Source organism: Octadecabacter dasysiphoniae (assembly GCF_021532615.1).
GTDB lineage: Bacteria > Pseudomonadota > Alphaproteobacteria > Rhodobacterales > Rhodobacteraceae > Octadecabacter > Octadecabacter dasysiphoniae.
In genome coordinates this window covers 235,566-249,863 of the sequence record NZ_JAKGAQ010000003.1, presented here as the reverse complement: position 1 = coordinate 249,863, position 14,298 = coordinate 235,566, and the positions used below count along the sequence as shown (strand labels likewise).

The following is a 14,298-nucleotide window of genomic DNA, read 5'->3' as shown; positions in this document are numbered from 1 at the left end:
AGGGTCCGCGCGTGATCAATCTGACGCCTCAAATCAACCTGTTGTCCGAACGCATCCAGCCTTTGCGCGATGGGCCGGGGCGGGTTCTGGTCGCCATTGCGGGCCCACCCGCGAGCGGCAAGACCACGCTTGCCACCGAATTGGCGCGCCGTCTGAATGCCCAAAAATGCGAAACCTCTGTGGTGCCACAGGATGGATTTCATTTGGACAATCAGGTACTTGAGGCGCGCGGTGATCTTGCGCGCAAGGGTGCGCCACATACGTTTGACGGGGCCGGATTTGTCCATCTGATGCGACGCTTGAAAGAACGTGTGGATGTGGCAATTCCTGAATTTGACCGCACGCGCGACATTGCGATTGCAGGTGCAAAGGTGGTGCCTGCCAGCGCGGAGGTCGTTATTGTCGAAGGCAATTACCTGCTGTTTGATGATGCGCCATGGTTCAACCTTGCCCCGATGTGGACCTTGTCAGTACGCCTTGATGTCCCCATCGCAGAACTGCGTGCGCGGTTGATCCAGCGTTGGCTGGGCCACGGGTTCAGCCGGACGGCCGCGACGCGCCGCGCGACCACCAACGACGTGCCAAATGCGCAAAGCGTTCTGGACAAAGCATTGCCCGCCACAATCACGCTGGCAGCGGACGGCACGATCAGCAGTTGAAACATTCCATTTTTGGGATATGTTTTAACAAACTGATCTTGGAGTCCCGAAATGCCCACAGAATTCACACCACTCGCGTCGCTTGGCGGCGGTATATTGATCGGGTTCGCTGCGGTCCTGCTGATGGCCAATTTCGGCCGCGTCATGGGGGCCACTGGAATCCTGGCCGGCGTGCTGATGCCCAATCACAGCGGTGATCGGGGCTGGCGCGCAAGCCTGTTGGCCGGAATGATATCAGCCCCAACACTATACTGGCTGATCAGCGGCCAAACAGTTGCCGTTCAAGTCCCTGTTTCAACAACAGCAATGATCGTGGGCGGGCTGATCGTCGGCGTTGGCGTCACCTTTGGCGGTGGCTGCACGTCCGGACACGGTGTTTGTGGCATCGCGCGCTTGTCGCCGCGTTCTTTGGTGGCCACGGTTGTGTTCATGATTGCGGCCGTTGTTACGGTATACATCACACGGCACGTTGTCGGGGGGGCGATCTGATGCGGTTCTTGATCACTTATGTAATCGGCCTGATTTTCGGGATGGGCATTATTTTCGGCGGCATGGCCAACCCCGCCAAAGTGCTGAATTTCTTCGATATCGCAGGAACATGGGACCCGTCGCTCGCGTTTGTGATGGGGGGCGCGCTGGGTGTGACGGCGCTGGGATATCGTTTTGTATTGCGCCGCCCCGCCCCGCGTTTGGATGACGTGTTTCATCTGCCGACATTGATGCGCGTTGACGGCACCCTGATCGCAGGGTCTGCCGCATTTGGTGTCGGCTGGGGGCTTGCGGGATTTTGCCCCGGTGGTGCCCTGCCCGCCATCGGAACGCTTGATTCAAACGTGCTGATCTTCACATGTGCCATGATCATCGGCATTATTGCTGCAAAACTGATACAAAGCCGCAGCAAAGTGGGAGTGACAGTATGACCATCAACATGAACACAAAACCCGACATCGAAGGCTTCTTTGACGAGGCGACCAACACCATCAGCTATATCGCCAAAGACCCGAATTCGGATCATTGTGCGATCATCGACAGCGTGATGGATATTCATTACGCCGCCGGACGGATCACAACAGATCACGCAGACATCCTGATCACGCGGATCAAAGAGCGTGGTCTGATCCTCGATTGGATCATCGAAACCCACGTCCATGCGGACCATCTGAGCGCGGCCCCATATCTACAAGACCAATTGGGCGGCAAAATCGGTGTGGGATCAAAGATCATGGTCGTGCAAGAAACCTTTGGAAAGGTGTTTAACGAAGGCACTGAATTCCAGCGCGACGGTTCGCAATTTGATGCCTTGTTTGAAGACGGTGATACATATGACGTGGGTGGGATGGCGTGTTTTGCCATTTCCACACCGGGTCACACTCCGGCCTGTATGGTTCATGTGATGGGCGACGCTGCCTTTGTCGGCGACACGTTATTCATGCCGGATGGCGGATCGGCGCGGGCCGATTTTCCGGGCGGTGACGCGGGGGAGCTGTATGACAGCATCCAAAAAGTTTTGGCCCTGCCTGACGAAATGCGTCTGTTCATGTGCCACGATTATGGACCAAACGGGCGCGCGATCGCATGGGAAACGACTGTGGCAGACCAAAAAGCTGCGAACATTCATGTGGGTGGCGGATCCAGCCGCGAAGATTTCATCGCATTTCGCACAGAGCGGGACGCACAATTGGCGGTGCCGAAACTGATCATCCCTGCTTTGCAGGTCAATATGCGTGCAGGCCATGTGCCGACGGATAAGGACGGAAATCCGGTTTTGAAGGTGCCCGTCAACGGGCTTTAGGAATTGGTGGACGGGGATGAAGCCTCCGGCGGGAGTTTTTTGGCCTAGATGAAGGGGCGGCGACTACGACGAGATAATTTCGAATTTTGCCACATCGACCATTCCGCGGTCTGTGATTTTCAACATCGGAATCACAGGCAACGCAAGAAATGCGAGTTGCAGGAAGGGTTCTTCCAGGGTGACGCCGAGCGACTTTGCCGCATCCCTCAGTGTTTCAAGCTTTTCGCGGACGTGTTCAAAGGGCTCAAGGCTCATCAATCCGGCGACGGGTAGCGCCAGTTCGGCCAGGATTTTCCCGTTCTGCACCACCACAAAGCCCCCTTCCAGGTCCGTCATCCGATTGGTCGCGATTGCCATGTCGTCGTAATCGGCCCCAACGCAGGCGATGTTGTGATGGTCGTGACACACGGTTGAGGCAATGGCACCGGACGTCAGCCCGAAGCCTTTGACGAAACCCGTCGCAATGTTGCCGTTGATACCATGGCGTTCAATCACGGCGATTTTGACAAGATCACGGGCGATGTCGGGGGTTTTGTCACCATTGGTTGGCTCGATCACCTCATGCAGATGATCCGTGATGATTTTACCGGGAATGACGCCGATCACATCCGTTTGCGCGCGGTTAGACGATGTGCGGAAGTCTGATGGCGTGACGTTGGGGGCTTTGATTGAATTGCGCCCGATTGTCGTGGTGATTTTACGCGCCTCAAAGGCCGCTTTGGCAGCATGGATGCCACCACACAACGTCATCTGCGCATCGCAGTCCTCAAGTGATTTTAACGCCACGATATCAGCCCGCTGCCCCGGCGCGATAAGCCCGCGATCTTTAAGACCAAAGGCTTCGGCGGCTGAAAGGGACGCTGCGCGGTAGGCCGCCAACGGCGACACCCCCTGCGCGATGGCGGTGCGGATCAAATAATCAAGGTGGCCATGTTCACCAATGTCCAACGGATTGCGATCATCGGTGCAAAAACACATATAGCTGGCAGTGCGTTCATTCAGCAATGGCAACAGCGCCTGAAGGTCTTTGGACACCGACCCTTCGCGAATCAAAACGCGCAGGCCTTTTTGCAACTTCTCGCGGGCTTCATCGGCGCTGGTCGCTTCGTGTTCGGTGCGAATACCCGCCGCGATATAAGCGTTAAGGTCTTTGCCAGACAGCATCGGCGCGTGGCCGTCGATATGCCCGCCTTCGAACGCTTCGAGCTTCGCCATCAAGCCCGGGTCGCGATGAATGACCCCGGGGTAATTCATGACTTCGGCGAGGCCAATCACCTGCGGATGATCGCGCAATGGGATCAGATCGGCGGCCTCAATCCGCGCACCGGCCGTTTCCATCGTGGTGGATGGTACGCATGACGACAGGTTCACGCGGATATCTAGGACCGTCTCAAGCGCGGCATCTAGGAAGTACTGGATCCCCGGAACACCCAGCACATTGGCGATTTCATGAGGGTCGCAAATGGCGGTGGTGACACCCAAAGGGGTCACAAGGCGATCAAATTCGAACGGCGTCACGAGACTGGATTCAATATGAAGGTGCGTGTCGATAAAGCCTGGCACAAGCGTCAGCCCGCTGACGTCGATCACCTCGTTGCCCTCATAGGTGTCGCACGTGCCAACGATCGTATCGCCGCAAATCGCCACGTCGCCGTCCAGCATCGCGCCTGTAATAACGTCAAAGACACGCCCACCGCGCAGCACAATGTCAGCAGGGGCGTCGCCGCGCCCTTGGGTAATGCGATCTGTAAGAGGTGCCATTCGCGTTCTCCTGCCTTTTTAGACAAAAGACCTGATCAGCGCGGGAACGTCCAGCGGTTGGCGCCGCTATCGTTGCGACGCAAGTTCGACACGCGGGCGGTCAGGATTGTTCATCCGTGGCTTCGCATTCGCATTGCCCGCCCCCGCCACAAAGCGTTTGATCAATTCTGCCTGGAACCGCACATCCCGCGATCGTTCAATCAACGTGTCCATGAAATCTGCAAATTCGCTCGTGTTTTTTAACATACCGCTGTCAGCCACTTCGCACAGGTCCAGCAAGGGCAACACGATATCCGTCAGCACCAGCGCGGACATATGCGAGGAATAATCCGGCACTGAATCCTCAATCCCGAGTTCAGGTCGGAATGCCCGCGCGACGCCGCCCAGCAGCATTTTGAAACGCAATATAATGCCCAAAGACCCATCATCTGTCTTGGTCGACATCAAGTTTACCTTAGCCAAAGACAGTCCCGGAATTTCCAGCGCGACGGACGGAAGGGAGACAACCTCGGTGCGATCAGACAACGACGCGAGGCACTGATGCACACCTTCCGCGATAAGATCTACAAAGACGTCATCAACTGTCACCTGGGACGGAAACGTAAAACGGTTGCGATGGTGGGTGCCAATGACCTCACAAGAACGGACTTCGACGGGGCGGCCCTCTCGTGAACGTAAATTCACGACGAGGCGATGACCACTCGTCAGGGTTGCGCCGTATTCTGATTGAGCCACCAACTGCATATGACCACCCCCTAAAATTTCACACTCATTGTCCATAAATAAGTAATAAGAATTGAAAAATCGTTAAGATGGGCGGTAATCCCCAATATTTTCTTTTTGTTAACCCTTTTAGGGGATTATTCCCTGAAATACCGCATATGGCATGGGGGCATTGGTATTTTATTAACCACTATCAAACGCAAATTAAGATAATTGCGCTGTGGGTGCATTAACCGTAGCAGCAGGATGCCAACTTCCGCTATGGTTGCATCGATAGATCACGGGTGGGGTGACCAATGAAAGACGACAAAGTCGAAGACCTAACGATTATTGCGATCGGGTCGTCTGCGGGCGGGTTGGAAGCAATCCGCGAACTGGTCGCAACGCTTCCGGTGAATTTACCTGTATCTTATGTGGTCGTGCAGCATATGTCGCCCCATCACAAAAGTCTTTTGAAAGAACTGGTCGGCCGCCAGACATCGTTGATCGTAAAAGACGTAGAAGACGGCGTGCGCCCAGAAGCCAACGTCATCTATATTACGCCGCCCAAGGCAGACATCATTCTGGAAGATGGCCTTTTGCGCCTGAAACCCCCAAGCGAAATGCCCGCCGCGCCGAAGCCCTCTGTTGATCGTTTTCTGCTCAGCCTGGCGGACGATCACGGTGCCAAAACGATGGCGATGATTTTGTCGGGCACCGGTACGGATGGTGCCTACGGGGTGCAAGCCATTCGCGAGGCAGGCGGCATCACGATCGCCCAAGACGCAGAAAGCGCAAAGTATGACGGCATGCCGCAGTCTGCAATTCAAACGGGCTGTGTCGACCTTGTGTTGCGCCCTGTCGAAATTGGTACGCATTTGAATAAAATCCTGACATCCAAGCGCGATTTCTCCGCATTCCGCAATCAGGCCTTGGAAGAAACGCCTGTATCGGACCTTCTGCAAATTCTGCTTGCACGCACGCGCGTCGATTTTCGCGAATATAAACAAACGACAATAACGCGGCGGATTGAACGACGCATGACTGCTCTCGGGATTGAGAGCCAAGACGAATACACGCAATTTCTGCGCAACAACCCGCAGGCTGTGGACGCGTTGTTCAAAGACTTGCTGATATCCGTCACCCGCTTTTTCCGCGACAAAGATGAATTCGAAAGCCTCAAGCAGATGCTGCCGAAAATGTTGGCAGAACGGCCAGACGGCCCGTTGCGGGTTTGGATTGCTGGATGCGCCACCGGTGAAGAAGCCTATTCCATCGCGATGCTGATCGCCGAAGCCATCGGCGGCCCTGACCAGCCGTTGCGAGACAAAGTTCAGATTTTCGCCACCGACATCGATAAAGAAGCATTGCAAATTGCCCGCGCTGGCATTTATGGCAACGCCGCGCTTGCCGATATTCCCAAAAACCTGTCCTCAAAATACCTGGTCCCCCATGGTGACGGCATCCGAGTGATTGATGAATTGCGTGCAGCCGTGCTGTTCTCGGATCACAACGTATGTCAGGACCCCCCTTTTCAACGGGTCCATTTACTGTGCTGCCGCAACCTATTGATTTATTTCGGAAGCTCCCTGCAAAAGAAAGTCATGGCACGGTTCCACTATGCCATGGCATCCAATGCACTTTTGTTTCTTGGAACCGCCGAAAGCATCGCAGGATCAGACGAATTATTCCTGCAGGACGAATCCAAATTCCACGTGTATCGCAAACGCGCCCTCAGCAAATCGGGCCGCGGCGCATTCAGCATGCCGGCAGTTCCACGCTACACCGCACGCGACGCCAACCGGAACGAAAACGAAAACAGTGACACACCAGACAGCCAGATGTTTGCAGCACTGGTAAAATCCTTGGGGCCGACATCTATGCTGGTCACAGAAGGTGGTAATATCCTGCAAGTTCAGGGCGATATCAGCCCGTTCATTCAGGTTGACCAAAGCAGCAAGTTGAAAATGCACCTTGATTTGCTGAAAAGCCCGCTGCGCGAAGAAGCTCGCAGCCTCATGGCGATCAGCCTGCGTACAGAACGGTATCGCAGCGGCATTCAGCACAGCAAATTAGGATCGTCGGGCAACAATATCCAACTTCGGGTCTTTCCGATTATCGCATTGGGCATGAACGAGCGTATTGCCGTGGTCGCCTTTGACGAAACCGAGGAACCTCGCGACAACATAACCGATATGGAAGGCCTTGAAAGCGCGGGTGAATCCGTTGTTCAGCGGATCAAAGAACTGGAAAACGAAGTCGCCGTCACGCGTGAGGCCCTGCAACAAACGATTGAACAACTGGAAACATCAAACGAGGAACTTCAATCGGTAAACGAGGAATTGCAATCCACGAACGAAGAATTGCAGGCCACGAACGAAGAGATGGAAACATCCAACGAAGAACTGCAATCCACGAACGAAGAGCTGATTACCGTCAACGAAGAACTGCAGATCACCGCGACCGAGCTCAGCGGGCGGACAGGTGAATTGACGTCAGTTTTACAATCCACGCCTTTGGCGATTTTGGTAACCGACAGCGCCTTGCAGATTACGCAGGCAACGACGTCCGCTGCCGAATTGTTCGGCATCAAGCAGCCCGTTGCGACGCCCCACATCAGCCAGATCGTGTTGCCGGACGGGTATCCGGCCCTTGCACCGATTTGCAGCGAAACCTTGCGCCTTGGCGCGACCACGGAACAAGAATTTTCATCCGATGGCACGCGTGTCGTTCTCAGTTGTACGCCATATTTTGATGTACACGGCAAAATCCTTGGCCTGACGATGGTGGCAACACAGTTCCCGGGCCTCGCGCGCGAAATGGAACTGCTGCTCAGCGCGTCCAATATCCATGTCATCAACCGCAAGATCGACGGGCAAATAATCCGGATTTCCGAAAGCTCGGCCAAGACGCTTGGCCTTACCCGCCAAGAAGCCGAAGGCGCAAATCTGTTTGATTTCCTTCCTGAAAAGATCGCAAACGATGTGCGTGTGTACGATGAGCTGGTGTTGGAAGGCGAACGCGAAGGCGTCGTTGAAACGTTTGAAATGATGGGAAAAGGATCGGAAAGCCCTGTCTATTTAGCGCTGGAACGGCACCGCTTTTTTGATCCACTGACCATGGACCCGACCATCTATATGATTGCGTCCGATGTTACGGACGTTATCAACGCCACGGACCAAACCCGCGCCCTAATCGACAGGTTCCGCCACCTTCAGGAAATCGCAGATTTCGGATACTGGGAACTCGATCCGGTGGAACGCGAACTTTATTGGTCACCGCGTGTCTTCGATCTGCACGGCGTGCCCGAAAGCGAAGGTGAGCCGAATTATGATGACGCCGTGCGCTTTTATCATCCAGACGACGTCGAAATGGTTGAGGCCAGTGTGAATGCGGCCAGTAAAGTCGGTGGTGAGTTCAATTTCAAAGCACGTCTGATCCGAAAGGACGGCACCGAAATCATGATCCGAAGCCACGGCATTGCAATCACCAACAGCCAGGGTCGACTGACAAAAGTTGTTGGCGCCTTCGCCAAAGCTTAGCGGCCCTTCGCGAGGAAACTTTCGAATTTGGCGACCTGCAAAGGCGGCGCGATGACATGGCCTTGTGCCTGTGCGCAATCGTGCTTTCTTAACCAATCGAGCTGTTTGTGTGTTTCGACGCCTTCGGACACCACCATCGCGCCTGTCTGCTCCCCCAGCGAAATAATCAACTGGACCAATGGCCCGGATGACGGCAGCTGCGAAATAAACGATCGGTCAATCTTGATACAGGTCAGCGGAAACCGCAAAATGTAGGCAAGGTTCGAATAGCCGGTGCCAAAATCATCAATGGCGATGTTGTAGCCCATCGCCGTGATCGCCTTTAGCTTTTCGGCAATGGCGTCTGGATCACCGATAAGAACGTTTTCTGTCACCTCAAGTTCAATGTGTCCCAATGGGAAATCTGGCAGATTGGCAAGCCTGAACAGTGTTTCAAGCAAAGCGGGATCGCTGAATTGACGAGGGGAAACATTTAAAGACACATCCAGTTCTAGCCCTGCCCGATGCCATTTAATTGCCTGTTCACACCCTTGTTCCAGAACTTTGCGCCCCAAATCCTCGATCAGGCCTGTTTCCTCGCATACGGCGATAAAATCACTTGGCAAAATGAGCCCCCGGGTCGGATGCATCCAGCGCACCAGCCCTTCTGCACCGACAACCTGACCGGACGCGACATCAATCCTGGGTTGGTAGTGCAGCACAAATTCGTCGTTCTCGATGCCGCGCGCCAATTCAATTTCAAGAAGATCACGTGCCTTGGCTGCCGTTCCCATTTCGTCCGTGAAAAACGTGACCTGATCCCGCCCCGCTTTTTTGGATGCATAAAGCGCAATGTCGGCCTCGCGCAGAACCTCGCTCAGATCGGACGACCCGGGCGAAAATACAGCGACTCCCACACTGACTGCGACATCGATACGGGTTTTATCGTGAACAATCGGATCTGAAATCGAAGCGCGCAATCTTCCGATGCGCGCCTCTAAATCAACCTCATCCACAAAGGATTCCACGAGCACCACAAATTCATCGCCGCCAAGTCGCGCGACAAGATCGCTCGCGCGGAAGGTGCCGGATGCTCTTTTGGCAATGGCTTGTAGTACAGTATCACCGGCTTCATGCCCGTAGCGATCATTAATCAACTTAAAACGATCGACGTCAAAAAAGATCAACGCACTGCGCGCACTTCGATCTGCATCAGGACGCAATAAGTGGTTTTGCAGATAAGCGCGATTGTGCAAACCCGTCAGCTGGTCACGATCAGCCAAATGGCGCGCGGTGTCGCGGGCTTCTTTCAGCTCACTCACGTCAATGGCCGTCATCAGGATTGCCGGTTCACCTGTCGCTGCGTCCGAACAGGTTTTTACCGACAAATCAAACCAACGCACACCATTGGACGTCTTCAACTTTGTCACAGCGCGATGTTCGCCAACAATATCAATCTGGGACATGAATTTGCGGCACTCGACTGGATCGACAAACAAATTCTCAAAATGATCAAGCCCCCCCGCATAAGCGTTGCGCGATGCAGGATTCAGATAAAGCGGCGGGCCATCCTTGCTGAACAACGTAATCAGAACGTCGGTGTGCAAAAGCGCCTCAGCACTGCGCAGGTTTTCGGGCGTATCACCAATATCGCTGACGGCTTCACACTGCATCGCCATGCGCCCGTCAGCCAACGCAAAGCCACGGTAGGTAACCATGACGCTGTGGGGTTCGCCATTGGGAAACAACGTCCAAAGTTCGGTGAATTTTGCGTCACTATTCAGAAAATCGGTCTGATATTGCTTCAGCCGCTTGCCCACGGTGACAGACATATCTTGTCCAAGATTTCGCGCGCAAAGCTCTTTTTCGGTGTCTGCTTGCCACAACCGGCACGCCGCGTCGTTGGCCTTTAGAATACGCGCAGAATCAATGTCGAAAATCCAAACGGCCTCGTCTAGCCGATAGGCAATGTCGAAAGGCATTTCTTCTAGGTGAGAAACAGCCTTTGACGGCGCTGGATGCTGGATAAGCTCACGCGCTTTCATAACGGCCAAAACCGGTGGGTGCCGGCTACTCTGGCACAGCAGCTTTGGTATTCAACCGAGTTATTCAAATCAATTACACTGCCTTAATTGTCGCCGCTGCTATCTTCCCTGGGCCAAACGCGCCCATTCCTCGTACCCGCGTCGCGATCACGTCCCCCAAAACATCATCGAACACCTCTACATCTCACTCAAACTGTAAACGTCTGCTTAAAGACTGCACAAAAACCGAACACTACTTGCGACCTTGAGTTTATGTCGTCGAATTCTATTTACTCAACCTTAAGCTTAATGCTTCTTTAACATAAGAAATGGCAAATTTACTAATTATTATACAGCCTGGGGGAATATTGGATGTATGACTTACCGCGCTCTGCGCACCAAAATGCTGGATTCGAACAACCATTGGCAGAGCAGATCTGGCGACAAAAGTACCAGTATCATAGCCAAAACGAGGTTATCGACGACACCGTCGAAGACACATGGGCCCGCGTCGCAAAAGCCTTGGCTGCCACCGAGACACCAGCGCAGTGCGACGAAATTGCGCAGGCTTTCTTTGATGCTATGCAGGATTTTCGCGTTTTGCCGGGCGGTCGTATCCTGTCAGGCGCCGGGACAAAGCGACGGGTCACATTGGCCAACACTTTTGTCATGCGCACTATACCGGATTCAGTGACGGGCATCATGGACACGTTGAAAGACGCGGCCCTTACGATGCAAATGGGCGGCGGCGTCGGGTTTGATTTTTCGACAATCCGCCCGTCTGGCACACCGGTTCACGGGCTAGATTGCCCGGCGGCGGGGCCACTATCGGCAATGGATATTTTTGATACGACGTGCAAGATGCTGGTCACAGGGATGGGCCGCGGCGCGATGATGGCCACGATGCGCTGTGATCACCCCGACATCGAAGCATTTGTAATGGCAAAATCTGATCGCACGCGCTTTAGGAACTTCAACCTCAGCGTTATGGTGACGGACGCCTTCATGGAGGCCGTTCGCGAAGGGCGTGATTGGCATCTGATCTGGAGCGGTCAGGTCATGCGCACGTTGAAGGCCACAGATCTTTGGAACGCCATCATGAAACAAACCTACGGCGCCGCTGAGCCCGGAGTGTTGTTTATCGATCGGATCAACGCCGCCAATCCATTGCGGTATATGGAAACGATTGCTGCCACCAATTCTTGTGCAGAACAGCCCCTGCCCCCCAATGGCACCTGCCCGCTGGCGTCAATCAACCTCGCACGACTGGTGAGTGCGCCGTTTACAAAAAACGCCCGCATTGATCTTGGTGAAATGCGCAGCCTTGTCGGGGTTGTTGTGCGCATGTTGGACAACGTGTTGGATGTGTCGCGCTTTGCCCTCGAAGAACAATGGAACCAAGCGCAAAATCAACGCCGCATCGGAATCGGCGTGACAGGTGTGGCGGACGCAATCGCGATGCTGGGCGCGAAATACGGATCGCCCAAAGCCGTGTTTTTGTTAAGCAGCTGGATGCAAACCATACAAAACGCAGCCTATTTGGCGTCGGCCCATCTGGCCAAAGAACGCGGCACATTCGCGAGCTATAACGCCGCGCACCATTTAGAACTGCCGTCCATACAAGCATTGGACGCAGATGTGCTGGACGCCGTCAAACGGTACGGATTGCGCAATGGCACCCTGACAACGATTGCACCCACGGGCACCACATCCATGTTCGCAGGCAATGTGTCGTCGGGGATTGAACCGATCTTTTCAACGTCGTTTACCCGTAAAATCACCAACGCAGACGGAACAAAATCGACCGAACGCGTGATGGATTACGCCGCCTGGCGCCACATTCAAATGTTCGGCGCGGACGCACCATTACCCGACAATTTCACCACCGCCGCCGATCTTAGCCCGTCAGATCACGTAGCCATGCAAGCCGCGGCGCAAAAATGGGTGGATTCCGGCATTTCCAAAACAGTGAACTGCCCCGAAGACATCCCGTTCCAAGCGTTCAAAACGATCTACCGCGACGCCTATGATGCGGGCTGCAAGGGGTGTACGACGTATCGGCCCAATGACGTCACAGGATCGGTACTATCCATATGAAGAACCCATTTCGCAAAGCCACCGAAGCGCCCGACGCGGTGCCGCCATCCCCCCTTGCGCGGGCGGGGTGGCAGCCGACACATCGGCACAAAAAGGGCGGGCTGTACCGTTTGATCAGCTTTGGCACGGATGAGGCGACCCGCACGCCGGTGGCGATCTATGACGATCAATTCGGGACGGTCTGGGTGCGCGCAGCGGCAGAGTTTGAACAGGTCGAGCGGTTTGCCCCGCTCGACCCGTCAGACCCGATTTAAACGGCGCGTTTGGCGCGCATCGCGCGGTAACCCGGCAGCAACACCAAGACCACGGCCAGCACCAACAGACCCATGGTCATGGGGCGTTCCCAGATGAACGACACCCCGCCATAAAGCTGCATCGAGCGGCTGAAGTTGTCTTCCATCATGCCACCCAAAATGAACCCGATCAGCAGGGGCGGCAGCGGGTAATTTGCGAACTTCAACGCAATACCACAGACGCCAAACCCGACGAGGATCAACAGCTCTGTCGCGTTGTTCTGCCCGATATAGGCCCCCATGAGGGTAAAGAACAAAATGAACGGAATCAAATAATTGCGCGGGATCGCGAGGACCTTGGCGATGTAGGGGATCAACGGCAGGTTCAGGATCAGCAACACCAGATTGCCAATGAACATGGACATGATGACCGCCCAGAAAATCTGTGGCTCGTCGATCATCAGGCGCGGGCCCGGTGTGACGTTCAACGCGATAAGCGCACCCAGCAGAATGGCCGTCGTGCCTGACCCGGGAATACCCAACGTCAGCAGTGGCACAAACGATCCTGTACAGGCGGCGTTGTTTGCGGATTCTGGCGCGGCGAGGCCTTTGATCGACCCTTTGCCAAATTCGTCCTGCTCATGCTTTGGCGCGATGTTGCGTTCAACCGCGTAGCCCAGGAAGGACGCAATCGTCGCCCCGGCGCCGGGAAGAACACCGATGAAAAAGCCCTGGATGGATTGGCGCCCGATGACAGGCGCGATGGATCTCGCCTCTGCGCGCGAAATGCGCAGGTCCTTGATTTCGCCGCCATCGTCGCCAATGTTTTTGGGTTTGAGGACAAGGAAGATCGCCTCTGGCAGGGCGAACATCGCCATGGCCAGCGTGATAAAGCCAAAGCCGGATTGCAGATCCATGATGCCAGCGGTGAAGCGTGGCAGGTTGAACAACGCGCCTTCGCCCACCGTGGCCATGATCAGGCCCAGCACGGTCATCAGCAATGCTTTGACGACCTGCCCCTGCCCTGCGAAGGCCGCGATGGCAGACAACCCGACGATCATCAGCGCGAAATATTCAGCAGAGTGGAACAGCAGCGCGACAGAGCTCAGCATTGGGGCAAAAATCATCAACAAGATGGCCCCGATGGTGCCGCCCGCAAAACTGGCGATTGCGGCGATGGTCAACGCTTTGCCGGCCTTGCCTTGTTGTGCCATGGGGTAGCCGTCAAAACTGGACGCAACGGTGCCCGCAACACCCGGCGCGTTCAGCAGGATTGAGGACGTCGACCCCCCGAAGATCGCGCCGTAATACACACCGGCCAGCAAGATCAGCGCGGCGGACGGATCGCCCATGGAAATAGCAATCGGGATCATGATCGCGATGATCGACATCGGCCCAAGGCCCGGCAACATGCCAATGAACGTCCCGATCAGGCAGCCGCCAATGACGACCAACAGGTTTTGCAAAGACAGGGCCGTTTGCAGGCCAATAAGAATACCCTCTAACATA

11 protein-coding genes are annotated in these 14,298 nt (G+C 55.0%); 7 read left to right on the top strand and 4 right to left on the bottom strand.

The annotated features are described in order from the left end of the window. Positions 1-11: 11 nt before the first annotated feature. From L0664_RS13550 to L0664_RS13535, 4 genes are read left to right on the top strand one after another with little or no spacing between them, the layout of a single operon-like run. Positions 12-659: a nucleoside/nucleotide kinase family protein gene (locus L0664_RS13550; RefSeq protein WP_235226420.1), complete on the top strand. Its 648-nt coding sequence runs from the start codon at positions 12-14 to the stop codon at positions 657-659. A 51-nt stretch (positions 660-710) separates the two neighbouring features. Next, positions 711-1,148: a YeeE/YedE family protein gene (locus L0664_RS13545; RefSeq protein ID WP_235226419.1), complete on the top strand. Its 438-nt coding sequence runs from the start codon at positions 711-713 to the stop codon at positions 1,146-1,148. Further along, a complete protein-coding gene (locus L0664_RS13540) occupies positions 1,148-1,579 on the top strand; it encodes a YeeE/YedE family protein (protein ID WP_235226418.1) in 432 nt (143 codons plus the stop codon). The genes L0664_RS13545 and L0664_RS13540 overlap by 1 nt, the downstream gene beginning before the upstream one ends. Further along, positions 1,576-2,451: an MBL fold metallo-hydrolase gene (locus L0664_RS13535; RefSeq protein ID WP_235226417.1), complete on the top strand. Its 876-nt coding sequence runs from the start codon at positions 1,576-1,578 to the stop codon at positions 2,449-2,451. The genes L0664_RS13540 and L0664_RS13535 overlap by 4 nt, the downstream gene beginning before the upstream one ends. 63 nt (positions 2,452-2,514) lie before the next feature. Here the strand turns inward: L0664_RS13535 and ade are convergent, their stop codons facing one another. Then, complete coding sequence (ade, locus tag L0664_RS13530; protein ID WP_235226416.1) at positions 2,515-4,212, bottom strand: adenine deaminase; 1,698 nt, start codon at positions 4,210-4,212, stop codon at positions 2,515-2,517. A gap of 66 nt (positions 4,213-4,278) precedes the next feature. After that, on the bottom strand, positions 4,279-4,956 hold the full coding sequence (locus tag L0664_RS13525; protein ID WP_235226415.1) for a hypothetical protein: 678 nt from the start codon (positions 4,954-4,956) through the stop codon (positions 4,279-4,281). 275 nt (positions 4,957-5,231) lie between these two features. Between L0664_RS13525 and L0664_RS13520 the strand changes: the two genes are divergently transcribed. After that, the gene (locus tag L0664_RS13520) at positions 5,232-8,456 is read left to right on the top strand and encodes a chemotaxis protein CheB (RefSeq protein ID WP_235226414.1); all 3,225 of its coding nucleotides are present in this window, start codon (positions 5,232-5,234) and stop codon (positions 8,454-8,456) included. Here L0664_RS13520 and L0664_RS13515 read toward each other — a convergent pair. Next, positions 8,453-10,417 (bottom strand): putative bifunctional diguanylate cyclase/phosphodiesterase, encoded by a 1,965-nt coding sequence (locus tag L0664_RS13515; RefSeq protein ID WP_235226413.1) that lies wholly within the window; start codon positions 10,415-10,417, stop codon positions 8,453-8,455. The two genes, L0664_RS13520 and L0664_RS13515, sit on opposite strands and share 4 nt — an antisense overlap. Positions 10,418-10,831: 414 nt before the next feature. On the opposite strand from L0664_RS13515, the gene L0664_RS13510 reads away from it, so the two are divergent. Both L0664_RS13510 and L0664_RS13505 read left to right on the top strand, forming a co-directional pair. Beyond that, on the top strand, positions 10,832-12,556 hold the full coding sequence (locus L0664_RS13510; protein ID WP_235226412.1) for an adenosylcobalamin-dependent ribonucleoside-diphosphate reductase: 1,725 nt from the start codon (positions 10,832-10,834) through the stop codon (positions 12,554-12,556). Beyond that, positions 12,553-12,810 carry a DUF1653 domain-containing protein gene (locus L0664_RS13505; protein ID WP_235226411.1) on the top strand — a complete coding sequence of 86 codons (258 nt, stop codon included), beginning with the start codon at positions 12,553-12,555 and terminating at the stop codon, positions 12,808-12,810. The genes L0664_RS13510 and L0664_RS13505 overlap by 4 nt, the downstream gene beginning before the upstream one ends. On the opposite strand, the gene L0664_RS13500 is transcribed toward L0664_RS13505, so the two are convergent. Continuing rightward, a complete protein-coding gene (locus tag L0664_RS13500; RefSeq protein ID WP_235226410.1) occupies positions 12,807-14,297 on the bottom strand; it encodes a tripartite tricarboxylate transporter permease in 1,491 nt (496 codons plus the stop codon). The genes L0664_RS13505 and L0664_RS13500 overlap by 4 nt on opposite strands. Between the last annotated feature and the right edge of the window lies 1 nt (position 14,298).

What these genes read in the sequence shown, in the direction of transcription:
- L0664_RS13545 (WP_235226419.1), top strand. Translation starts at nt 711, where the DNA reads ATGCCCACAGAATTCACACCACTCGCGTCGCTTGGCGGCGGTATATTG.
- L0664_RS13540 (WP_235226418.1), top strand. Translation starts at nt 1,148, where the DNA reads ATGCGGTTCTTGATCACTTATGTAATCGGCCTGATTTTCGGGATGGGC.
- L0664_RS13535 (WP_235226417.1), top strand. Translation starts at nt 1,576, where the DNA reads ATGACCATCAACATGAACACAAAACCCGACATCGAAGGCTTCTTTGAC.
- ade (WP_235226416.1), bottom strand. Translation starts at nt 4,212, where the DNA reads ATGGCACCTCTTACAGATCGCATTACCCAAGGGCGCGGCGACGCCCCT.
- L0664_RS13525 (WP_235226415.1), bottom strand. Translation starts at nt 4,956, where the DNA reads ATGCAGTTGGTGGCTCAATCAGAATACGGCGCAACCCTGACGAGTGGT.
- L0664_RS13520 (WP_235226414.1), top strand. Translation starts at nt 5,232, where the DNA reads ATGAAAGACGACAAAGTCGAAGACCTAACGATTATTGCGATCGGGTCG.
- L0664_RS13515 (WP_235226413.1), bottom strand. Translation starts at nt 10,417, where the DNA reads ATGCCTTTCGACATTGCCTATCGGCTAGACGAGGCCGTTTGGATTTTC.
- L0664_RS13510 (WP_235226412.1), top strand. Translation starts at nt 10,832, where the DNA reads ATGTATGACTTACCGCGCTCTGCGCACCAAAATGCTGGATTCGAACAA.
- L0664_RS13505 (WP_235226411.1), top strand. Translation starts at nt 12,553, where the DNA reads ATGAAGAACCCATTTCGCAAAGCCACCGAAGCGCCCGACGCGGTGCCG.
- L0664_RS13500 (WP_235226410.1), bottom strand. Translation starts at nt 14,297, where the DNA reads ATGTTAGAGGGTATTCTTATTGGCCTGCAAACGGCCCTGTCTTTGCAA.